This window comes from Streptomyces sp. NPDC048659, from assembly GCF_040650575.1.
Classification (GTDB): Bacteria; Actinomycetota; Actinomycetes; order Streptomycetales; family Streptomycetaceae; genus Streptomyces.
Window position 1 is genome coordinate 1 of the sequence record NZ_JBEZHM010000040.1, and the last position, 21,965, is coordinate 21,965.

A 21,965-nucleotide genomic window follows, 5' to 3' on the forward strand; every position below is an offset into this window, starting at 1 on the left:
GCGGGGTGGGGGGGGGGGGGGTTGGGGTCGTTTTTCCGCGGCCCCCGCCGCCCCCCCCCCCCCCCCCACGACAGCGCGAACATCTTCCCGGCGACCTTGAAGACGGAGACCTCCGGGGCGAACGGGAACTCCTCCGTCGCGTCGTTGAAGTCCAGGCAGAAGGCACGCAGCTGGTCGGGGGTCACGGCGCCGGGTCCTCCTCGGGGGCGGGCGGCTCGACGGGCTCCGCGAGCACGGTCACGATCTTGTTCCGGCGGCCGGCCGGGGACTCGGCGGTCAGCCGCAGCCGCCGCCCGTCGGGCAGCTCGACGACGGCGCGGGCGCCCGCGATCGGGACCCGGCCGAGGGCCTTGGCGAGCAGTCCGCCGACGGTCTCCACGTCCTCGTCGTCGTACTCGTCGGGGCCGAAGCCGTACAGCTCGCCGAGGTCGCCGATGTCGAGGCGGGCGGTGACCCGGTAGCGGTCCTCGCCGAGCTCCTCGACGGGCGGCAGCTCCCGGTCGTACTCGTCGGTGATCTCACCGACGATCTCCTCCAGGATGTCCTCGATGGTGACGATGCCGGCCGTGCCGCCGTACTCGTCGATGACGACGGCGACGTGGTTGCGCTCCTGCTGCATCTCGCGCAGCAGGTCGCCCGCGTTCTTGGTGTCGGGCACGAAGGCCGCCGGGCGCATCGCCGTGGACACCAGGTCGGCCTCGGCGTCCCGGTTGATGTGCGTCTTGCGGACCAGGTCCTTCAGGTACACGATGCCGACGATGTCGTCCTCGTTCTCCCCGGTCACCGGGATGCGGGAGAAGCCGGAGCGCAGCGCGAGGGTGAGGGCCTGCCGGACGGTCTTGTACCGCTCGATGCAGATCAGGTCGGTGCGCGGCACCATCACCTCGCGGACCAGGGTGTCGCCGAGCTCGAAGACGGAGTGCACCATGCGGCGCTCCTCGTCCTCGATGAGCGACTCCTGCTCGGCCAGGTCGACCATCGCCCGCAGCTCGGCCTCGGAGGCGAAGGGGCCCTTGCGGAAGCCCTTGCCGGGGGTGACCGCGTTGCCGATGAGGATGAGGAGCTGCGGGATCGGGCCCATGATCCGGGCCAGCGGCAGCAGGACGTACGCGGCGGCGGTCGCCGTGTTCAGCGGGTGCTGGCGTCCGATGGTGCGCGGGGAGACGCCGACGGCGACGTACGACACCAGCACCATGACGGCGATGGCGACGAGCAGCGCCTCCCAGGTCTCCGGGAACTCCTCCAGGCAGGCGTACGTGACGAGGACGCCGGCCGCCATCTCGCAGGAGACGCGGACGAGCAGCGCCACGTTGAGGTAGCGGGTCGGGTCGGCGGCGACCTGCGCGAGCTTCTCGGCGCCGCGCCGCCCGGACCGGGCGGCCTCGGCCGCGCGGAAGGTGGAGACGCGGGCGATGCCCGCCTCGGCGCAGGCGGCGAGCCAGGCGACGACGACCAGGGCGACCGCGCCCAGGATCAGCTGAGCACTCATGGCCGCCCGCTCAGGAGACGGTGGGGGCGGGGGACGGGCCGGTGTGGCCCTGCTCCGCGCGCCAGCCGTCCACGATGGCCGCCTGGAGGCCGAACATCTCGGCCTTCTCGTCCGGCTCCTCGTGGTCGTAGCCCAGCAGGTGCAGCACCCCGTGGACGGTGAGGAGCTGGAGCTCCTCGTCCATGGAGTGCCGCGTCGGGGCGTCCTTGCCCTGCTGGGTGGCGACCTCGGGGCAGAGCACGATGTCGCCGAGCAGCCCCTGCGGGGGCTCCTCGTCGTCCTTCGCGGGCGGGCGCAGCTCGTCCATCGGGAAGGACATGACGTCCGTCGGGCCGGGGAGGTCCATCCACTGGATGTGGAGCTGCTCCATCGCGTCGGCGTCCACGACGATCACCGACAGTTCGGAGAGCGGGTGGATGCGCATGCGGGTGAGGGCGTAGCGGGCGATGTCGAGGATCGCCTGCTCGTCGACCTCGGTCCCGGACTCGTTGTTGACGTCGATCGACATGTGCTGCTGCTTCTACTTCCCGTTGCGGAGGTCGTACTGCTCGTACGCGTCGACGATACGGCCGACGAGCTTGTGCCGGACGACATCCTGCGACGTGAGCGTCGAGAAGTGCACGTCGGGGACGCCGTCCAGGATGTCCCTGACCTGCCGCAGACCGCTCTTCGTGCCGCCCGGGAGGTCGACCTGGGTGATGTCGCCGGTGATGACGATCTTCGAGTCGAAGCCGAGGCGGGTGAGGAACATCTTCATCTGCTCGGGGCTCGTGTTCTGCGCCTCGTCGAGGATGATGAACGCGTCGTTGAGCGTCCGGCCGCGCATGTACGCCAGCGGCGCGACCTCGATCGTCCCGCTCGCCATCAGCTTGGGGATGGAGTCGGGGTCGAGCATGTCGTGCAGCGCGTCGTAGAGCGGGCGCAGATACGGGTCGATCTTCTCGTAGAGCGTGCCGGGCAGGAAGCCGAGCCGCTCGCCCGCCTCGACCGCCGGCCGGGTCAGGATGATCCGGGTGACCTGCTTGGACTGCAGGGCCTGGACCGCCTTGGCCATGGCCAGATAGGTCTTGCCGGTGCCGGCGGGGCCGATGCCGAAGACGATGGTGTGCTTGTCGATGGCGTCGACATAGCGCTTCTGGTTGAGGGTCTTGGGGCGGATGGTGCGGCCGCGGCTGGAGAGGATGTTCTGCGTGAGCACCTCGGCCGGGGTCTCCTGGCCGTCCTCCCCCGGCCCGTTGCCATTCGCCCTGAGCATGGCGATCGAGCGTTCCACTGCGTCCTCCGTCATCGGCTGACCGGTGCGGAGCACCAGCATCATCTCGTCGAACAGGCGCTGGATGAGCGCGACTTCCGCGGCGTCCCCGGCCGCGGTGACCTGATTGCCCCGGACGTGGATGTCGGTGTCGGGGAACGCGTCCTCGATCACGCGCAGCAGGCTGTCACCGGATCCGAGGACGGTCACCATCGGGTGCTTGGCGGGGACGGTGAACAGCGCGCGGGCCTTGCCGGGCGTCCCGTCGAGGGGGGCGCCGTCGTGGGCTGTGGGTGTCTGGGTCATGGGCCGGCACTGGGGCCTGCGCATACCTCCTGTTGCGGGGTTCTCGTTGCTCGACAACCTCTGCCACCAAGCCTACGACTCGGTACGGACAACCCCGAAGGGGTTTACCGCGAGCACCCGCTCCGCCCCTTCTAGGAAGCCGCGGCCCGGAAGCCGATGGTGGGGACGGCGCGGCGCAGCGGCCAGGTCCGGTCCGGGACCGGCAGCAGGCGCTCCAGGAAGGCGTAGCGGCCGCGCAGCGCCGCCGGGTCCTGCCCCTCGTGGCGCTGGACGGTCTGCCACCAGGAGGCGATCTCGCCCCAGGTCGGCGCGGAGAGCGAGCCGCCGAACTCCTGGACGGAGAGGGCGGCGGTGAGGCCCGCGAAGGCGAGCCGGTCGGCCAGCGGCCAGCCGGCCAGGGTGCCGGTGACGAAGCCGGCCACGAAGACGTCCCCGGCGCCGGTCGGGTCGAGCGCGGACACCTGGATCGCGGGCACCTCGGCGGTCTCGCCGGTGGCCCCGTCCACGGCGTAGGCCCCCTCGGAGCCGAGCGTGACGACGGCGTAGCGCACCTTGTCGGCGAGGGCGCGGGCGGCGGCGCGCGGGCAGTCGGTGCGGGTGTAGCGCATCGCCTCGGCGGCGTTGGGCAGGAACGCCTCGCAGTGCTCCAGGTCGGTCAGGCCGGCCAGGTCCCAGCGCCCGGTGTCGTCCCAGCCGACGTCGGCGAAGACCTTGGCGCCGGAGCGGGCGGCCCTGGCCACCCACTCCTCGCCGCGGCCGGGCACCAGGGAGGCGACGGCGGCGCGGGCGTGCGGCGGGTAGGCGGGGAGGGTGCCGTCGAGCGGCGGGGCGGCGTGCCCGTGCGACACCATGGTCCGCTCGCCCTCGTACGCCATGGAGACGGTGACGGGCGAGTGCCAGCCGGGCACGGTCCGCGACAGCGAGAGGTCGATGCCCTCGCCCTGCGCCAGGGCGTCCCAGCAGTACTCGCCGTAGTGGTCGTCGCCGAAGGCGGCGGCGAGCGAGGTGCGCAGCCCCAGCCGGGCCAGCGCGGTGGCCATGTTGGCGACGCCGCCGGGGCTCGATCCCATGCCCCGGGCCCAGGACTCGGTGCCGCGCACGGGGGCGCTGTCGAGGCCGGTGAAGATGATGTCGAGGAAGACGGTGCCGGTGAGGAAGACGTCGCAGTGCGGGTCGGTGGGCTCGCGCAGGCGGACCAGCGGGTCGACGTCGGTGTCGCGTTCGGTCACAACAGGCTCCCCGGTCGTGGTGCGGCGGATCGGCACCCTGGTGCTGATCCGGACAGTGTGCCCGAAGGGGGTGGCGGGACAGGGGTGACGCAGCGAGGTCGTCGCTTGATACCCAAGAAATCCCACCCCAAACAGATCGTGACTCAGATCACAGATGCAATCGGGGGATAACGCCTTCTCCGCCCAGTCGGATGCTTGATACACATGGTGCCGCGACCGTGTGGATCACCGGACGTCATCTCATTTCCCCGTTCAGTCCCTGGAACGCCCATGTCCGCGCGTCCGCGTGCCCTGGGGGCCCTCGTCGCCCTTTTCACGGCCGGATACCTCGCCCCGTACCTGCTGCCGACGCTCGTCGGCCGGCTCGCCGCCGGGCTCGCCCTCAGTACCTCCCAAGCCGGTCTCGTCGGCTCGATCCTGCTGCTCGGCTCCGCCTCCGCCGGCTTCACCCTGGCCTCCCGGGTGGAGCGGATCGGCCCCCGCCGGGCCGCCCGCGCCGGGCTGCTCGCGATGGTCCTCGGCTACGGGACGGCCGCCGCGAGCGCCACCGCGGCGCCGGTCGTCGCGGGCGCCGTCCTCGGCGGCCTCGGCTCCGGCACCGCCACGGCCGTCGCCGCGGCGGGCATCGCCGGCCGGGCCGACCCGCACCGCGCGGCGACCCTGGGCCTGCTGTCCGTCTCCGCGACGGCGGGCGCCCTCTACCTGGCGCTGCCGCACCTCGGCGGCGGGCACGCGCTGCCCTTCGCGGCCATAGCGGCGACGGCGGCGCTGGTCTGGCCGGCCACCGCCCGGCTCCCGGAACCGGCGGCGGCCCGCACCCGGGGCCCCGTGCCCGCCAGGCCGCTCCCCCACCGCCGCGCGGGCACGGTCCTCGCCTGCGCGATCCTGTGCTGGTCGATGGCGCAGAACGCGCTGTGGGGCGTCAGCGGCCGGATCGGCCTCGGCCAGGCGGGGCTCTCCGAGGTCGCCCTCGGCCTGGTCTTCGCCGTCGCCCTCGGCGCCGGGCTCGCCGGGGTCACCGTCGCGGGCGCGCTCGGCCCCCGGCTCGGCCGCGCGGTCCCCATCGGCGCGGGCACCGCGTTCATCGCGGTCTGCGTGCTGCTCAGCTCGGCCGCCGAGGGCCCGTACGCCTTCGCGGCGGGCGAGATCCTCTGGAACGCCGTGTACCCGGTCGTCCTGTCCTGCCTCCTCGCCCTCGCGGCCTCCCTGGACCCCCGGGGCCGCTGGGCGGTCCTGGTCGGCTCGGCCAGCTCGCTCGGGGTGGCCTGCGGCCCGGTGACCGGCAGCGCCCTCGCGGAGACGGCCGGCTTCCCGGGCATGGGCCTGACCCTGTGCCTGCTGCTCCTGGCGGTGGCCCTGCCGATGACGGCGGTGGCCAGGCGCGCGGAGGGCCCGGCCCCGGCGCCCGTCCTGCCGGCCGTCGCACCGGACCCGGCGGGCGCCTGAGCCGTAGGGCGCCCCTACGCCGTCTAGAGGCTGTGGAACTCGTACGCCTCGACCTCGGCGAGGTACCGCGCCCGGCGCTCCTCGTCGTCCTCCAGGAAGGAGGCCAGGAAGGAGTTGCGCGCCAGGGTCCGCAGGTCGTCCTCGGTCAGGCCGAGCGCCTCGCGCACCGCGTCGAAGTTGTCCTCCACGTACCCGCCGAAGTAGGCGGGGTCGTCGGAGTTGACGGTCGCCATGAGCCCCGCCGCCAGCATCGTCCGCAGCGGGTGGTCGCCGATCACGTCGATCGCCCGCAGCCGCACGTTGGACAGCGGGCACAGCGTCAGCGGCACCCGCTCCCGCACCAGCCGCTCCACCAGCTCCGGGTCCTCCAGGCAGCGCAGCCCGTGGTCGATCCGCTCGACGCCGAGGACGTCCAGGGCCTCGCGGACGTACGCGGCCGGCCCCTCCTCGCCCGCGTGCGCGACCCGCCGCAGCCCGAGCCGCGCGGCCTCCTCGTACACCGCGCGGAACTTCGCCGGCGGGTGCCCGACCTCCGCCGAGTCGAGGCCCACGCCGGTGATCCGGTCCAGGTACGGGCGGGCCTCCTCCAGCGTCGCCAGCGCCGACTCGGCGGGCTCGTCGCGCAGGAAGCACATGATGAGCCGGGTGGAGATCCCGTACCGCTCCTCGGCCCGGTCGAGCGCCGCGCCGAGCCCCTCGACCACCGTGCCGAAGGGCACGCCCCGCGCGGTGTGCGCCTGCGGGTCGAAGAAGATCTCCGCGTGCCGCACGCCCTGCGCGGCGGCCCGCGCGAGGTAGGCGTCGGCGAGCTCGGTGAAGTCCTCGGCGGTGCGCAGCACGCTCATCAGGCCGTAGTACAGGTCCAGGAAGGACTGCAGGTCGCTGAAGCGGTACGCCTCGCGCAGGGCCTCGGTGTCGGCGTACGGCAGCGTGACACCGTTGCGCGCGGCCAGCGCGAACGCCAGCTCGGGTTCGAGGGTGCCCTCGATGTGGAGGTGCAGTTCGGCCTTGGGTATCGCCATGGTGCTGGTGCTTCCTGGTGCTCGGTGTGCTCGTGTGCTCGGTGCGGTCATGCGCTCGCCGTGCTTGGGCACTCGGTGCGCTCGCCGCGGGCTAACGCTTCGGTACGGGGATCCTCATCAGGTCCTGGGCGACGCTCAGCTCGCCCTCGAACCCGGCCGCGCGGGCCTGCCGCTCGAACTCCGCGGGCTCGGAGTAGCGCTGCGAGAAGTGCGTCAGGACCAGGTGCCGCACCCCCGCGTCCCGGGCCACCGCGGCGGCCTGGCCGGCCGTCAGGTGCCCGTGGTCGGTGGCGAGCCGGACGTCCTCGTCGAGGAAGGTCGACTCGATGACGAGCATGTCCGCGCCCTCGGCCAGCGCGTACACCCCGTCGCACAGGCGGGTGTCCATGACGAAGGCGAAGCGCTGGCCGCGCCGCACCTCGCTGACCTCGTCGAGGCTCACCCCGCCGAGCACGCCCTCGCGCTGGATCCGGCCCACGTCGGGCCCCTTGATGCCGTGCGCGGCGAGCCGCTCCGGCAGGATGCGGCGCCCGTCGGGCTCGGTCAGCCGGTAGCCGTAGGACTCCACGGGGTGGGAGAGCAGCCGGGCGTCGAGGGTGTACGCCCCGGTGACCGCGATCGGCCCGTCGGCGTCGACCGGCGCCTCGGTCAGCGCCACGGTCTCGCGGTAGGCCGTGGCGTACCGCAGCCGCTCGAAGAAGCGCTGCCCGCTCGCCGGGTAGTGCGCGGCGACCGGGTGCGGGACCTGGTCGAGGTTGATCCGCTGGATCACCCCGGCCAGGCCCAGCGAGTGGTCACCGTGGAAGTGCGTGACGCAGATCCGGTCGAGGTCGTGCGCCGCGACCCCGGCCCGCAGCATCTGCCGCTGGGTGCCCTCGCCCGGGTCGAAGAGGATGCCCTCGCCGTCCCAGCGCAGCAGATAGCCGTTGTGGTTGCGGTGCCGGGTCGGCACCTGGCTCGCGGTGCCGAGGACGACCAGTTCGCGTACGGACACGGTGACGTCGGGTCCTATCCGGGCGGCCAGTTGAGACCACGGCCGCCGAGGACGTGCGCGTGGGCGTGGAAAACGGTCTGGCCGGCGCCCGCGCCGGTGTTGAACACGATCCGGTAGCCCTGGCCGTCGAGCTTCTCGTCGGCGGCGACCTCACCGGCCTCGCGCAGCACGTCGGCGGCGACCGAGGGCGCGGCGGCGGCGAGCGAGGCGGCGTCCGGGTAGTGCAGGCGCGGGATCACCAGGACGTGGGTGGGCGCCTGCGGGTTGATGTCGCGGAACGCGAGGGTCGTCTCCGTCGCCCGCACGAGCGTCGCCGGCACCTCCCCTTGCACGATCTTGCAGAACAGGCAGTCGCCCTGCGGCTCTCCGGCCATGACCCGGCCCTCCTCGACTCCGTCGATCAGCTGATCAGTACCCGCGCATCGTATCGGGGCCGGGGCGGGGCGGACCGGGGGGCGGGGGGAATCCGGGAGGTCCGGGGGGCCGGTGCGGGGCGCGGTGGGCCGCGTGGTGGGGCGGGCCGCGGTGAGCGGGCCTAAAGGCAGGCGGGCATCGCGGTGTACGGGCCCGGGGGCGGGCGGGCCGCGCGGTGCTCAGGGCGGCGCGGCGAGCGGGCCCGGAGGCGGACGGGCCGAGCGGCGAGCCGGGCCGAGCGGTCAGCGGGCCCGGAGGCAGCCGGGCCACGCGGTCAGGGGCCCGGGGGGGGGCCGGGCAGGCCGAGCGGCCGGCGGACCCGGCTCCCTCGCCTACGACCAGCGACCCGTCCGCCCCAGGACCAGCGCGGTCGCCGCCGTGCCCGCCGTGGAGGTGCGCAGCACGCTGCGTCCGAGCCGGTACGGCCTGGCCCCGGCCTCCTCGAAGAGCGCCAGCTCCTCCGGGGACACGCCCCCCTCGGGCCCGACGACGAGCACGATCTCGCCGCTCGCGGGGAGCTCGGCGGTGGCCAGCGCCCCGCTCGGGTGCTCGCGGTCCTCGTGCAGCACGGCGGCGAAGTCGGCGGTCGCGAGGAGCGCGGCGACCTGCTTGCCGGTCATCGCCTCGGCGACCTCGGGGAAGCGGCTGCGGCGCGACTGCTTCCCGGCCTCGCGGGCCGTCGCCCGCCACTTCGCGAGCGCCTTCAGGCCGCGCTCGCCCTTCCACTGGGTGATGCAGCGGGACGCGGCCCACGGCACGATCGCGTCCACGCCGGTCTCCGTCATCGTCTCGACGGCCAGCTCGCCGCGGTCGCCCTTGGGCAGCGCCTGGACGACGGTGATACGGGGCGCGGGCGCCGGGTCCTCGTGGACGGCGGTGACCTCGACGGTCAGCAGGTCCTTGCCCTCGGCGGCGGCGACCACGCAGGCGGCCCAGGTGCCGTGCCCGTCGGCGAGCACCAGCTCCTCGCCCACGCGCAGCCGCTTCACGGACACGGCGTGGCGGCCCTCGGGCCCGTCGAGGAGGAAGCCGCCGACCGGGGGGACGGTGTCGACGACGAAGACGGGTGCGGTCACGGGGCGCTCCTGGAGCTTGCGAGGGCGGTGTGGAGTTCTTCGGCGAGGACCTCGACGAGTCGCGCGGCCGGCAGGTCCCGGGCCAGCCGGTGGCCCTGCCCGGCCCACAGGGCCATGCCCTGCGGGTCGCCCGCCCGCGCGGCGGCCTTGCGCAGCGGGGCGGTGAGGTGGTGGACCTCGGGGTAGGCGGCGGGGGCGTACGGCCCGTGCTCGCGCATGAACCGGTTCACCAGGCCGCGCGCCGGACGCCCCGAGAAGGCCCGGGTGAGCTCGGTGCGGGTGAACAGCGGGTCGGTCAGGGCCCGCTTGTGCAGCGGGTCGGCCCCCGACTCGGGGCAGACGAGGAACGCGGTGCCGAGCTGCGCCGCGTCGGCTCCGGCGGCGAGGACGGCGGCGATCTGGCGCCCGCGCATGATGCCGCCGGCGGCGATGATCGGCAGCGGGACGCTCTCGCGGACCTCGGTGAGCAGCGCGAGCAGCCCGCCGCCGCTCCCGGCGGAGGGCCCGTCGGCGGGGTCGTCGCGGTGGGTGCCCTGGTGCCCGCCGGCCTCGGTGCCCTGGACGCACAGGGCGTCGGCCCCGGCGCGCTGGGCGGTACGGGCCTCCTCGACGGAGGTGACGGTCACGACGGTGAAGGTGCCGACGCGGGCGAAGGCGTCGAGCGCGTCGCGGTCCGGGCAGCCGAAGGTGAACGAGACCACGGGGACGGGGTCGTCGAGCAGGATCGCCAGCTTGGACTCGTACCCGTCGTCGCGGCCCTCGTCGGCGTCCCCGAGCTCGGTCTCGTACCAGCCGGCCTCACCGGCGAGCTGGTGCCGGTAGACCTCGACGGCGGCGGGGTCGGCGGGCTGGCCGCTCTGCGGCATGAAGAGGTTGACCCCGAACGCCTGTCCGGTGAGTCCGCGGATCCGCTTGATCTCCTGGTAGAGACCGCCCGCGGTCTTGTAGCCCCCGGCCAGGAACCCGAGGGCTCCCGCCTCGCACACGGCGCCGACGAGCTCGGGGGAAGAGGCGCCACCCGCCATGGGGGCCTGCACGATCGGGTGACGAAAGAGATCGTTCAGTGCGGTGGACATGCAGGCATCGTGCCATGCCGGGACGGCCGGGCCGAATCGGTACGGAGGGGTACGCGAAGGGGGCGGCCCCGCGCGATGCGGTGCCGCCCCCGGGGCGGGTCCGGTGCGGACTCGGCGCCCTGTGAGCGCCGGGTCCGGTGCGGGCTCAGCGCCCGTTGAACGCGTCCTTCAGCCGCGAGAACAGCCCCTGCTGCCCCGGCTGGAACTGCCCCGTCGGGCGCTCCTCGCCGCGCAGCTTGGACAGTTCGCGGAGCAGCCGCTCCTGCTCGGCGTCCAGCTTGGACGGGGTCTGCACCTCGACGTGGACGATCAGGTCGCCCCGCCCGTTGCCGCGCAGGTGCGTGACGCCGCGGCCGTGCAGCGGGATCGACTGGCCGGACTGGGTGCCGGGACGGATGTCCACGTCCTCCAGCCCGTCCAGCGTCTGGAGCTGCACCTTCGTGCCGAGCGCCGCGGCCGTCATCGGGATCGTGACCGTGCAGTGCAGGTCGTCGCCGCGCCGCTGGAAGACCTCGTGCGGGGTCTCGTGGATCTCCACGTACAGGTCGCCGGCGGGGCCGCCGCCGGGGCCGACCTCGCCCTCGCCCGCGAGCTGGATCCGGGTGCCGTTGTCGACACCGGCCGGGATCTTGACCGTCAGCGTGCGCCGCGAGCGGATCCGGCCGTCGCCCGCGCACTCGGGGCACGGGGTCGGGACGACGGTGCCGAAGCCCTGGCACTGCGGGCAGGGGCGGGAGGTCATGACCTGGCCGAGGAACGACCGGGTGACCTGCGAGACCTCGCCACGGCCGCGGCACATGTCACAGGTCTGCGCGGAGGTGCCGGGCGCGGCGCCCTCGCCGGAGCAGGTGGTGCAGACGACGGCCGTGTCGACCTGGATGTCCTTCGTGGTGCCGAAGGCCGCCTCGTCGAGGGTGATCTCCAGCCGGATCATCGCGTCCTGGCCGCGCCGGGTGCGCGAGCGCGGGCCGCGCTGGGAGGCCGTACCGAAGAAGGCGTCCATGATGTCCGAGAAGTTCCCGAAGCCGCCCGCGCCGAAGCCGCCCGCGCCACCGGCGCCGCCGGAGGCGGAGAGCGGGTCGCCGCCGAGGTCGTAGACCTGCTTCTTCTGCGGGTCCGACAACACCTCGTAGGCGGCGTTGATCTCCTTGAACCGCTCCTGGGTCTTCGGGTCCGGGTTCACGTCCGGGTGAAGCTCGCGGGCGAGTCGGCGGAAAGCCTTCTTGATCTCGTCCTGCGACGCGTCGCGGCGTACGCCGAGTACGGCGTAGTAGTCCGTGGCCACTTACGACTCCGCCAGGATCTGTCCGACGTAACGTGCCACTGCGCGTACCGCTCCCATCGTTCCGGGGTAATCCATGCGGGTCGGTCCGACCACGCCGAGTTTGGCGACTGCCTCGCCGCCGGAACCGTAGCCGACCGAGACGACCGACGTGGACGTCAGCCCCTCGTGGGCGATCTCGTGCCCGATGCGTACGGTCATGCCCGATTCCTTGGCCTCGCCCAGCAGCTTGAGGAGCACGACCTGCTCCTCCAGGGCCTCCAGGACGGGCCTGATCGTCAGGGGGAAGTCGTGCCCGAAGCGGGTCAGATTGGCGGTGCCGCCGATCATGAGCCGCTCCTCCTGCTCCTCCACGAGCGTTTCGAGGAGGGTCGCGAGCACGGTGGTGACCGTGCCGCGGTCCTCGATCTCCTCGAAGGACTCCGGCAGGTCCTGCACCAGCTGCGGCACGTCGGCGAACCGGCGGCCGACGACCCGGCTGTTGAGCCGGGCCCGCAGGTCGGCGAGGGAGGTCTCACCGAAGGGGGCCGGGCAGTCCACGACCCGCTGCTCGACCCGGCCGGTGTCGGTGATGAGCACCAGCATCAGCCGGGCGGGGGCCAGCGACAGCAGTTCCACGTGCCGGACCGTCGAACGGGTCAGCGAGGGGTACTGCACGACGGCGACCTGCCGGGTGAGCTGCGCGAGCAGCCGCACCGTGCGGCCGACGACGTCGTCGAGGTCGACGGCTCCGTCGAGGAAGTTGTGGATCGCCCGCCGCTCCGGGGTCGACAGCGGCTTGACGCCGGCCAGCCGGTCCACGAAGAGGCGGTAGCCCTTGTCGGTGGGGATGCGCCCGGCGCTGGTGTGGGGCTGCGCGATGTAGCCCTCCTCCTCCAGCACCGCCATGTCGTTGCGCACGGTGGCGGGCGACACGCCGAGCTTGTGGCGCTCGGTCAGCGCCTTGGAGCCCACCGGCTCCTCCGTCCCGACGTAGTCCTGGACGATGGCGCGCAGCACCTCGAGTCTGCGTTCGCTGAGCACCGCGCACACCTCCAGCTGTCGATCCGGTTCCGGTTCCGCCCTTTTTGGCACTCGCCCTGCCCGAGTGCCAGGAATCCCCCGGCCAGTGTACGGCGGCCGACGTCGCTCCTGGCAAGGAGGCGGGTCGGCCGGGCCCCAGGGGTTAGCGTCGCCGCATGGACGTCACTTGGGAAGAGTACGGGTGGGAGCGGCTCGCGGACGGGGTCGGCAGGCGGCGGCTGCCGGGCTGGGACGCCACGGCGGGCCTGGTGATCGGGCGGGACGCGGTGCTGCTGTACGACACGGGGGCGGGCCTCGCGCAGGGCGCGGAGCTGCGGGCCCAGGCGGAGGAGCTGACGGGCGGCCGCCGCGTGACGCATGTCGCACTGAGCCACCCGCACTTCGACCACGTCCTCGGCACGGCGGTGTTCTCCGGGGCCGAGGTCTTCGGGGCGGTGGGCATGGACACGCTGCTGCCCCGCGAGCGGGCGGAGCTCTGCGCGGACGCGGTGCGGTTCGGGGCGGACGCGCGGGAGGCGGAGGAGGCGGCGGAGCTGCTGGTCGCGCCGCGCCACACGGTGTCGGGCGAGTGGACGCTGGACCTGGGCGGCCGGCAGGTGCTGCTGGCCAACGTCGGGCCCGGCCACTCGGGCCACGACCTGGCCGTGTGCGTGCCGGGCGCGGTCCCGGGCGCGCCGGAGGTGGTCTTCTGCGGCGACCTGGTCGAGGAGTCCGGGGAGCCGCAGGCGGGCCCGGACGCGATCCCGGCCCGCTGGCCGGCGGCCCTGGACCGGCTGCTGTCGCTGGGCGGCGAGGACGCGGTGTACGTGCCGGGGCACGGGTCGGTGGTGGACGCGGCGTTCGTGCGGCGCCAGCGCGATGAGCTGGCACGGCGCTTCGGCGTGTCGTAGCGTCGCCGGGACGCGCGCGATCATGGCTCGCGCCTCGGACCTCGCACCTCACATCTCGCATCTCGCATCTCGCACCTCGCCCCGGACGGAATCGGAGAATCGGAGCCCATGCGCAGCTACAACCCGGACCTGACCCCGCCCTGGAAGCGCTCGGCGCCCGTCCCCGAGGTCCCGGCGGACGCCGACCTGGTGGTGGAGGAGGTCGCGACCGGCTTCTGCGGGGCGGTGATCCGCTGCGAGGCGGACACGGTGACGCTGGAGGACCGCTTCGGCAAGCACCGGGTGTTCCCGCTGGCGCCGCGCGGCTTCCTCCTCGAAGGCCGGGTCGTCACGCTGGTCCGGCCCTCCCGCCCGGCGCCGTCCCGCCCCGCCCGGACGGCCTCCGGCTCGGTCGCGGTCCCGGGCGCGCGGGCGCGGGTCGCCCGGGCCGGCCGGATCTACGTCGAGGGCCGCCACGACGCCGAGCTGGTGGAGCGCGTCTGGGGCGACGACCTGCGGATCGAGGGCGTGGTCGTGGAGTACGTGGAGGGTGTCGACGACCTCCCGGCGATCGTCGCCGACTTCGCCCCGGCCCCGGACGCCCGGCTTGGCGTCCTGGTCGACCACCTGGTGCCGGGCTCCAAGGAGTCCCGGATCGCGGCCCGGGTGACCTCCCCCGACGTGCTGATCGTCGGCCACCCGTACATCGACGTGTGGGAGGCCGTGAAGCCGTCCTCCCTCGGCATCCCGGCCTGGCCCTCGGTCCCGCGCGGCCAGGACTGGAAGACCGGCGTCTGCCGCGCCCTCGGCTGGCCGGACAACACGGGCGCGGTCTGGCAGCACATCCTGTCGAAGGTGACCTCGTACAAGGACCTCCAGCCCGAACTCCTGGGCGCGGTGGAACACCTCATCGACCACGTGACGGCACCGGCGGACGCCTGACCGGGCGGCGGGCCCGGCGGCGGGCCGGGCCCCCGCTCCCGCCGGTCCACCGATCCCGCCGGTCCGCCGGTCCGCTGCTCCCGGTCCGCCGGTCCGCTAGTCCACCAGGTCGCGCACCACCGCGTCGGCGAGCAGGCGGCCCCGCAGGGTCAGGACCGCCCGGCCCTCCGCGTACGGCTCGGGGGCGAGCAGGCCGTCGGCCAGGGCCTTGCGGGACGCGGCCAGGCCCGCGGGCTTCAGGAGGCCCAGCTCGACGCCCTCGCGGAGCCGCAGTTCCAGCAGGATCCGCTCCACCCGCCGGTCCTCCGCCGACAGCAGCTCGCGCCCGGCGCCGGGCGACCGGCCCGCGCCGAGGGCGGCGGCGTAGGCGCCCGGGTGCTTGACGTTCCACCAGCGCACCCCGCCCACGTGGCTGTGGGCGCCGGGCCCGGCGCCCCACCAGTCGGCGCCCCGCCAGTACAGCTCGTTGTGCAGGCAGCGCCCGGCCTCCGAGGTGGCCCAGTTGGACACCTCGTACCACTCGAAGCCCGCCCCCGACAGCGCCTCCTCCGCCATCAGGTAGCGGTCGGCGTGGACGTCGTCGTCGGTCATCGGTATCTCGCCCCGGCGGATCCGCCGGGCGAGCTGCGTGCCCTCCTCCACGATGAGCGCGTAGGCGCTGACGTGGTCGGGTCCGGCGCCGATCACCGCGTCGAGGGAGGCTCGCCAGTCGTCGTCGGACTCGCCGGGGGTGCCGTAGATGAGGTCGAGGTTGACGTGCTCGAAGCCCGCCGCCCGCGCCTCGGCGACGCACGCCTCGGGCCGCCCGGGGGTGTGGGTGCGGTCGAGGATCTTGAGCACGTGCTGCCGGGCGCTCTGCATCCCGAAGGAGATCCGGTTGAACCCGCCCTCGCGCAGCGCGGCCAGATACGCGGGGTCGACGGACTCCGGATTCGCCTCGGTCGTCACCTCGGCGTCCTCGGCGAGCCCGAACTCCTCGCGGATCGCCCCGAGCATCGCGACCAGGTCGCCCGCGTCGAGCAGCGTGGGCGTGCCGCCGCCGACGAAGACGGTCCGGACCGGGCGCGGGTCGTCGCCGAGGACCTTGCGGGCCAGCCGGATCTCCTCGGCCACCTGCCCCGCGTAGTTCTCCCGGGAGGCGAGCACGCCGCCGGCGCCGCGCAGCTCGCTCGCGGTGTACGTGTTGAAGTCGCAGTAGCCGCAGCGGGTCGCGCAGTACGGCACGTGCAGATAGAACCCGAGCGGACGCTCGCCGGCCCCTTCCAGGGCGTGGGCGGGCAGCGCCCCGTCCTCGGGCATCGGCTCACCATCGGGCAGTACGGAAGGCATGGAGCCATTGTCCCGTACCGCCCGACGTGACCGCCTCCCCTGTGGATAACCCGCGAACCCGCAGGTCAGGGGAGGATCACCACGTTCTCAGGTCCGCCTCAGGTCCGCCTCGGGCCCGCTCACGCCTCGCGCGCGCCCTCGTACATCTCCTCGATCAGGTGCTGGTAGGTCCGCTCCACGACCGGCCGCTTCATCTTGAGGCTGGGGGTGAGCTCGCCGTGCTCGACGTCGAGGTCGCGCGGCAGCAGCCGGAACTTCTTGATCGTCTGCCAGCGCTGCAGCCCCTCGTTGAGGCGGGCGACGTACCCCTCGACGAGCTTCTGGGTCCGCGGGTCGGCCACGACCTCCGCGTACGGCTTCCCGCCCAGCCCCTGCTCGGCCGCCCAGCCCAGGATGGCGGGCTCGTCGAGCGCGATCAGGGCGGAGCAGTAGTTCCGGTCGGCGCCGAGCACCACGATGTTGGAGACGAACGGGCAGACGGCCTTGAACCGGCCCTCGACCTCGGTCGGCGCGATGTACTTGCCGCCGGAGGTCTTGAACAGGTCCTTCTTGCGGTCGGTGATCCGCAGGTAGCCGTCGGCGGACAGCTCGCCGATGTCGCCGGTGTGGAACCAGCCGTCGGCCTCCAGGACCTCGGCCGTCTTCTCCGGCAGGCCGTGGTAGCCCTCCATGATGCCGGGGCCGCGCAGCAGGATCTCGCCGTCGTCGGCGATCCGGACCTCGGTGCCGGGCAGCGGCTTGCCGACGGTGCCGGTGCGGTACGCCTCGCCCGGGTTGACGAAGGAGGCGGCGGAGGACTCCGTCAGGCCGTAGCCCTCCAGGATGTGGATGCCCGCGCCGGAGAAGAAGTAGCCGATCTCGGGGGCCAGCGCGACGGAGCCGGAGACGGCGGCGCGCAGCCGCCCGCCGAAGGCGTCGCGGAGCTTCTTGTAGACGAGCGCGTCGGCGACCTTGTGCTTGGCGGCGAGGCCGAAGGGCGCGGAGGCGGTGCCGGTGCGGCGGAAGTTGTCCTGGGTGGCCTTGGCGTACTCGCGGGCGACCCCGGCCGCCCACTGGAAGATCTTGTACTTGGCGCCGCCGCCCTCGCGCGCCTTGGCGGCGACCCCGTTGTAGACCTTCTCGAAGATGCGCGGGACGGCCGCCATGTAGGTGGGCTGGACGACCGGCAGGTTCACGATGATCTTGTCGATGCGGCCGTCGACGGCGGTGACGTGGCCGACCTCGATCTGGCCCGAGGTGAGCACCTTGCCGAAGACATGGGCGAGCGGCAGCCACAGGTACTGCACGTCGTCCTGGGTGACCAGGCCGGTGGCGGCGATGGCCTTGGCCATGTACGACCAGTTGTCGTGCGGAAGGCGGACGCCCTTGGGGCGGCCGGTGGTGCCGGAGGTGTAGATGAGGGTGGCGAGCTGCTCGGCGGTGATCGCCCCGACCCGCTCCTTCACGGCCTCCGGGTGCTTCTCCAGGTACGCCTTGCCGCGCGCCTCCAGCTCGGCGAGGGTCAGCACCCACTCGTCGGAGGTGTCGGCGCCCTCGGCGTCGATGACGACCACGTGGTGCAGGTGGGTCAGCTCGGCGCGCCGCTCGACGGCCTTGGCGAGCTGCTCGGCGTTCTCCGCGATGAGCACGCGCGAGTCGGAGTCGGAGAGGATGAACGCCGACTCCTCGGCGTTGGTCTGCGGATAGACCGTGGTGACGGCGGCGCCCGCGCACATCACGCCGAGGTCGGAGAGGATCCACTCGACCCGGGTCGAGGAGGCGAGCGCGACCCGCTCCTCGGGCTGGACGCCGAGGTCGATGAGGCCGGCGGCGATCCCGTAGACCCGCTCGGCGGCCTGCGCCCAGCTGAGCGACTTCCACTCGTCGGGGCCCTGGCCGGAGGCGGCGGGGACCGGGTAGCGGTATGCCTCCGCGTCCGGGGTCCGCTCGACGCGCTCAAGGAAAAGGGTCGCCACGGACGGCGGCCGGTTCTCGATCAGGGTCTGTGTGTCGCTCACGACGTCCTCCGGGCGGCGGCGGTGCGGTCAGGCGTTCGGTCAGGCGTGGGGATTTAACTGGCGAGTAACCTTCGAGCGGCTTCAGCGTAGAGCGCCTGGGACGGGCGCGTAAGGGTCTGCATATAACGAACGGGTCCGGGCGCACCCCGCGCCCGGACCCGTTCGTTGCATAGGACAGCTATCTCGTGGCCGTCCGCGCGGCCTACTTCTTGCCCTTGCCGCCCGCGGAGTCGTCGCTCGACAGGACGGCGATGAACGCCTCCTGCGGGACCTCCACGGAGCCGACCATCTTCATCCGCTTCTTGCCTTCCTTCTGCTTCTCCAGCAGCTTCCGCTTACGGGAGATGTCACCGCCGTAGCACTTGGCGAGGACGTCCTTGCGGATGGCGCGGATGGTCTCGCGGGCGATCACCCGGGAGCCGATCGCGGCCTGGATCGGCACCTCGAACGCCTGCCGGGGGATGAGCTCGCGCAGCTTGGCGACCAGGCGCACGCCGTAGGCGTAGGCGGCGTCCTTGTGCGTGACGGCGGAGAAGGCGTCGACCTTGTCGCCGTGCAGCAGGATGTCGACCTTGACCAGGCTGGACGCCTGCTCGCCGGTGGGCTCGTAGTCGAGCGAGGCGTAGCCGCGGGTCTTGGACTTCAGCTGGTCGAAGAAGTCGAAGACGATCTCGGCCAGGGGCAGGGTGTAGCGGATCTCCACCCGGTCCTCGGAGAGGTAGTCCATGCCGATCAGCGTGCCGCGCCGGGTCTGGCACAGCTCCATGATCGCGCCGATGAACTCGCTCGGGGCCAGGATCGTGGCGCGTACGACGGGCTCGTACACGTCGTTGATCTTGCCCTCGGGGAACTCGCTCGGGTTGGTGACCGTGTACTCGCTGCCGTCCTCCATGACCACGCGGTAGACCACGTTGGGGGCGGTGGCGATCAGGTCGAGACCGAACTCGCGCTCCAGGCGCTCGCGGATCACGTCGAGGTGCAGCAGGCCGAGGAAGCCGACGCGGAAGCCGAAGCCGAGGGCCGCGGAGGTCTCCGGCTCGTAGACCAGCGCGGCGTCGTTGAGCTGCAGCTTGTCCAGCGCCTCGCGCAGGTCCGGGTACTCCGAGCCGTCCAGCGGGTAGAGGCCCGAGAACACCATCGGCTTCGGGTCCTTGTAGCCGCCGAGGGCCTCGGTGGCGCCCTTGTTCAGGGAGGTGATCGTGTCACCGACCTTGGACTGGCGGACGTCCTTCACGCCGGTGATCAGGTAGCCGACCTCGCCGACGCCCAGACCGTCCGACGCGGTCATCTCGGGCGAGGAGACGCCGATCTCCAGCAGCTCGTGGGTGGCGCCGGTCGACATCATCTTGATGCGCTCGCGCTTGTTGAGCTGCCCGTCGACGACACGGACGTACGTCACGACGCCGCGGTACGAGTCGTAGACGGAGTCGAAGATCATCGCGCGGGCGGGCGCGTCGGCGACGCCGACCGGGGCCGGCACGTCGCGGACGACGCGGTCGAGCAGCGCCTCGACGCCCATGCCGGTCTTCGCGGAGACCTTGAGGACGTCCTCCGGCTGGCAGCCGATGAGGTTGGCCAGCTCCTCGGAGAACTTCTCCGGCTGGGCGGCCGGCAGGTCGATCTTGTTCAGGACCGGGACGATGGTGAGGTCGTTCTCCATCGCCAGGTACAGGTTCGCGAGGGTCTGCGCCTCGATGCCCTGCGCCGCGTCCACCAGCAGGATCGTGCCCTCACAGGCGGCGAGCGACCGCGACACCTCATAGGTGAAGTCGACGTGCCCGGGGGTGTCGATCATGTTCAGGATGTGCGTCCTGCCCTCACCCTGCCCGTCGGTGGGCGCCCAGGGCAGGCGGACCGCCTGGGACTTGATCGTGATGCCGCGCTCGCGCTCGATGTCCATCCGGTCGAGGTACTGGGCGCGCATCTGCCGCTGGTCGACCACACCGGTCAGCTGGAGCATCCGGTCGGCGAGCGTGGACTTGCCGTGGTCGATGTGCGCGATGATGCAGAAATTGCGGATCAGAGCCGGGTCGGTTCGGCTCGGCTCGGGCACGTTGGTAGGAGTCGCGGGCACGCAGGGTTCTCGTCTCGGGGCGATGTTCAGAACGGATACGTAGGCTCCATGGTCCCATGACTGCGGTCCGGCGCTCGGTTTGGGCGGGGTGGAGGACGGCTGATATCGTGGACAGCTGTGTCTCGTGTGCCCTCTCAGCCGCGCGGCACATCCTGAAAGAAACATCGAACCTGTAAAGGCTCTTTTCGTGGCGAACATCAAGTCCCAGATCAAGCGGAACAAGACCAACGAGAAGGCGCGCCTGCGCAACAAGGCCGTCAAGTCGTCGCTCAAGACCGCGATCCGCAAGGCCCGCGAGGCTGTCGCCGCCGGCGACCTCGAGAAGGCCACTGTGGCCTCCCGTGCCGCTTCGCGTCAGCTCGACAAGGCTGTCTCGAAGGGTGTCATCCACAAGAACGCCGCCGCCAACAAGAAGTCGGCGCTGGCCACCAAGGTTGCCTCCCTCCAGGGCTGAGCTCTGATGTGACCGGCCGCACGGGACTCCAGCGGGCCCTCTAACCGCTCCCGCCCGGCCACCCCCGGCCACGTACGCGAGACGCGTTCGCCACGCGTGTACGGGCCACCAAGCGTGAACCATCGGGCCCCGCGCCCTCCTTCCCCAGGAGAGCGCGGGGCCCGAGGCGTATCCGGGGTACGAGGAGGGGCGGGGCCGAGAAGGGATACGAGCCCGGATACGGGTACGGAGACGGGCTCGGATACGGATACGGGTACGGAGACGGGCTCGGATACGGGTACGGATACGGACCCGGAGACGGGGTACGGGCCGCCCACGCGTCCTACAGGGCTCAGCCCCGCCGCATCCGCGCGGCCCGCGCGATCGTGACGACCGCCTTCTCCAGCGCGTACTCGGGGTCGTCGCCGCCGCCCTTGACACCGGCGTCGGCCTCCGCGACCGCGCGCAGGGCGAGGGAGACGCCGTCGGGGGTCCAGCCCCGCATCTGCTGGCGCACCCGGTCGATCTTCCAGGGCGGCATCCCCAGCTCGCGCGCGAGGTCGGCGGGCCGCCCGCCGCGGGCGGAGGAGAGCTTGCCGATGGCCCGGACGCCCTGCGCGAGGGCGCTGGTGATCAGCACGGGCGCGACCCCGGTCGAGAGCGACCAGCGCAGTGCCTCCAGGGCCTCCGCCGCCCGCCCCTCGACGGCCCGGTCCGCGACCGTGAAGGAGGACGCCTCGGCACGGCCCGTGTAATAGCGCCCGACCACGGCCTCGTCGATGGTGCCGTCCACGTCCGCCGTGAGCTGCGCGACGGCGGCGGCCAGCTCGCGCAGGTCGCTGCCGATCGCGTCGACGAGCACCTGGCACGCCTCGGGCGTGGCCGCCCGCCCGAGCGCCCGGAACTCCTGCCGCACGAAGGTCAGCCGCTCGGCGGGCTTGGTGGTCTTCGGGCAGGCCACCTCGCGCGCCCCGGCCTTGCGGGCGGCGTCGAGCAGTCCCTTGCCCTTCGCGCCACCAGCGTGCAGCACGACGAGGGTGATCTCCTCGGCCGGCGCGTCGAGATACGCCTTGATCTCCTTGATCGTCTCCGCCGGGAGGTCCTGCGCGTTCCGCATGACCAGGACCTTGCGCTCGGCGAAGAGCGAGGGGCTGGTCAGCTCCGCGAGGGCGCCGGGCTGGAGCTGCTCGGGGGCGAGGTCCCGCACGTCCGTGTCGGCGTCGGCGGCGCGGGCCGCCGCCACCACCTCGCGGACCGCGCGGTCGAGGAGCAGGTCCTCCTGGCCCACGGCGAGCGTGACGGGGGCGAGGAGGTCGTCGGTGGAAGTCTTTCTGGTGGCCATCGCGCTCCAGCATCCCACGCGCCACCGACAGCCGGGCCATCGTCGAGAATGTGCACGTGAGCGATGTGAGACACGTACTGGTACTCCCCGACCGCGACGCCGCCGAGGCGGTCGCCGAGGAGCTGCCCGACCGTTTCGGCCTGTCCGAGGAGCCCCAGCTGGTCCGGGACGCCCTGGCCGGCGAGGACGACGCCGAGGACGCCCAGTGGCTGGTGGTCGTGGAGGACCCGCGGGGCCTGCTCGACCCGGCGTCCCTCGACGCGCTGGCCGCCGAACACGACGGCTGGCTGGAGGCGCCGTAACGGACGACGGATTACGGATTACGGATTACGGACTAGAGGCTGCGCGGACTGCCGACCGCCGGACTACG

The 21,965-nt window shown here is 72.9% G+C and carries 20 protein-coding genes and 1 pseudogene; 5 read left to right on the top strand and 16 right to left on the bottom strand.

Annotated elements, in window-relative coordinates:
* From AB0C99_RS26535 to AB0C99_RS26555, 5 genes and pseudogenes are all read right to left on the bottom strand, one after another.
* Positions 1–185 (bottom strand): annotated as a pseudogene (locus tag AB0C99_RS26535) (hypothetical protein); the annotation flags it as partial.
* Positions 182–1,489, bottom strand: a complete 1,308-nt coding sequence (locus AB0C99_RS26540; protein ID WP_362479834.1) for a hemolysin family protein — start codon at positions 1,487–1,489, stop codon at positions 182–184. The pseudogene AB0C99_RS26535 and the gene AB0C99_RS26540, both read right to left, overlap by 4 nt.
* A 10-nt stretch (positions 1,490–1,499) precedes the next feature.
* Positions 1,500–1,997, bottom strand: a complete 498-nt coding sequence (gene ybeY, locus AB0C99_RS26545) for an rRNA maturation RNase YbeY (RefSeq protein ID WP_362479837.1) — start codon at positions 1,995–1,997, stop codon at positions 1,500–1,502.
* 12 nt (positions 1,998–2,009) lie between these two features.
* A complete protein-coding gene (locus AB0C99_RS26550; protein WP_362479840.1) occupies positions 2,010–3,047 on the bottom strand; it encodes a PhoH family protein in 1,038 nt (345 codons plus the stop codon).
* Between the two features lie 131 nt (positions 3,048–3,178).
* A complete protein-coding gene (locus AB0C99_RS26555) occupies positions 3,179–4,276 on the bottom strand; it encodes a PfkB family carbohydrate kinase (protein WP_362479842.1) in 1,098 nt (365 codons plus the stop codon).
* Between the two features lie 270 nt (positions 4,277–4,546).
* On the opposite strand from AB0C99_RS26555, the gene AB0C99_RS26560 reads away from it, so the two are divergent.
* The gene (locus tag AB0C99_RS26560; RefSeq protein ID WP_362479845.1) at positions 4,547–5,722 is read left to right on the top strand and encodes an MFS transporter; all 1,176 of its coding nucleotides are present in this window, start codon (positions 4,547–4,549) and stop codon (positions 5,720–5,722) included.
* A 23-nt stretch (positions 5,723–5,745) separates the two neighbouring features.
* Here the strand turns inward: AB0C99_RS26560 and AB0C99_RS26565 are convergent, their stop codons facing one another.
* From AB0C99_RS26565 to hrcA, 7 genes are all read right to left on the bottom strand, one after another.
* Positions 5,746–6,744 (bottom strand): adenosine deaminase, encoded by a 999-nt coding sequence (locus AB0C99_RS26565; RefSeq protein ID WP_362479847.1) that lies wholly within the window; start codon positions 6,742–6,744, stop codon positions 5,746–5,748.
* 91 nt (positions 6,745–6,835) lie between these two features.
* Positions 6,836–7,738 carry a ribonuclease Z gene (locus AB0C99_RS26570; RefSeq protein ID WP_362479850.1) on the bottom strand — a complete coding sequence of 301 codons (903 nt, stop codon included), beginning with the start codon at positions 7,736–7,738 and terminating at the stop codon, positions 6,836–6,838.
* A gap of 14 nt (positions 7,739–7,752) precedes the next feature.
* Positions 7,753–8,112, bottom strand: a complete 360-nt coding sequence (locus tag AB0C99_RS26575) for a histidine triad nucleotide-binding protein (protein ID WP_362479853.1) — start codon at positions 8,110–8,112, stop codon at positions 7,753–7,755.
* 372 nt (positions 8,113–8,484) lie between these two features.
* On the bottom strand, positions 8,485–9,228 hold the full coding sequence (locus AB0C99_RS26580; protein WP_362479856.1) for a 16S rRNA (uracil(1498)-N(3))-methyltransferase: 744 nt from the start codon (positions 9,226–9,228) through the stop codon (positions 8,485–8,487).
* Positions 9,225–10,304 (bottom strand): nitronate monooxygenase, encoded by a 1,080-nt coding sequence (locus AB0C99_RS26585; protein WP_362479858.1) that lies wholly within the window; start codon positions 10,302–10,304, stop codon positions 9,225–9,227. Before AB0C99_RS26585 ends, AB0C99_RS26580 begins: the two co-directional genes overlap by 4 nt.
* Before the next feature lie 145 nt (positions 10,305–10,449).
* Entirely contained in the window at positions 10,450–11,589 is a 1,140-nt protein-coding gene (dnaJ, locus tag AB0C99_RS26590; protein WP_362479861.1) for a molecular chaperone DnaJ, read from the bottom strand.
* The gene (gene hrcA, locus AB0C99_RS26595; RefSeq protein WP_362479864.1) at positions 11,590–12,609 is read right to left on the bottom strand and encodes a heat-inducible transcriptional repressor HrcA; all 1,020 of its coding nucleotides are present in this window, start codon (positions 12,607–12,609) and stop codon (positions 11,590–11,592) included.
* Positions 12,610–12,764: 155 nt separating this feature from the next.
* Here hrcA and AB0C99_RS26600 point away from each other — a divergent pair, with 155 nt between their 5' ends.
* Both AB0C99_RS26600 and AB0C99_RS26605 read left to right on the top strand, forming a co-directional pair.
* A complete protein-coding gene (locus AB0C99_RS26600; protein WP_362479867.1) occupies positions 12,765–13,499 on the top strand; it encodes an MBL fold metallo-hydrolase in 735 nt (244 codons plus the stop codon).
* A 108-nt stretch (positions 13,500–13,607) separates the two neighbouring features.
* Entirely contained in the window at positions 13,608–14,420 is an 813-nt protein-coding gene (locus AB0C99_RS26605) for a DUF3097 domain-containing protein (protein WP_362479869.1), read from the top strand.
* Between the two features lie 96 nt (positions 14,421–14,516).
* Here the strand turns inward: AB0C99_RS26605 and hemW are convergent, their stop codons facing one another.
* From hemW to lepA, 3 genes are all read right to left on the bottom strand, one after another.
* Positions 14,517–15,749: a radical SAM family heme chaperone HemW gene (gene hemW, locus AB0C99_RS26610; protein ID WP_362479872.1), complete on the bottom strand. Its 1,233-nt coding sequence runs from the start codon at positions 15,747–15,749 to the stop codon at positions 14,517–14,519.
* Between the two features lie 119 nt (positions 15,750–15,868).
* Positions 15,869–17,746 (bottom strand): AMP-dependent synthetase/ligase, encoded by a 1,878-nt coding sequence (locus tag AB0C99_RS26615; protein ID WP_362479875.1) that lies wholly within the window; start codon positions 17,744–17,746, stop codon positions 15,869–15,871.
* 202 nt (positions 17,747–17,948) lie between these two features.
* Positions 17,949–19,820: a translation elongation factor 4 gene (gene lepA, locus AB0C99_RS26620; RefSeq protein WP_362479878.1), complete on the bottom strand. Its 1,872-nt coding sequence runs from the start codon at positions 19,818–19,820 to the stop codon at positions 17,949–17,951.
* A 187-nt stretch (positions 19,821–20,007) separates the two neighbouring features.
* Between lepA and rpsT the strand changes: the two genes are divergently transcribed.
* Positions 20,008–20,274 (top strand): 30S ribosomal protein S20, encoded by a 267-nt coding sequence (rpsT, locus tag AB0C99_RS26625; protein WP_362479881.1) that lies wholly within the window; start codon positions 20,008–20,010, stop codon positions 20,272–20,274.
* A 331-nt stretch (positions 20,275–20,605) separates the two neighbouring features.
* Here the strand turns inward: rpsT and holA are convergent, their stop codons facing one another.
* A complete protein-coding gene (gene holA / locus AB0C99_RS26630; protein WP_362479883.1) occupies positions 20,606–21,595 on the bottom strand; it encodes a DNA polymerase III subunit delta in 990 nt (329 codons plus the stop codon).
* Between the two features lie 56 nt (positions 21,596–21,651).
* Here holA and AB0C99_RS26635 point away from each other — a divergent pair, with 56 nt between their 5' ends.
* A complete protein-coding gene (locus tag AB0C99_RS26635) occupies positions 21,652–21,897 on the top strand; it encodes a hypothetical protein (protein WP_362479885.1) in 246 nt (81 codons plus the stop codon).
* Positions 21,898–21,965 lie beyond the last annotated feature (68 nt).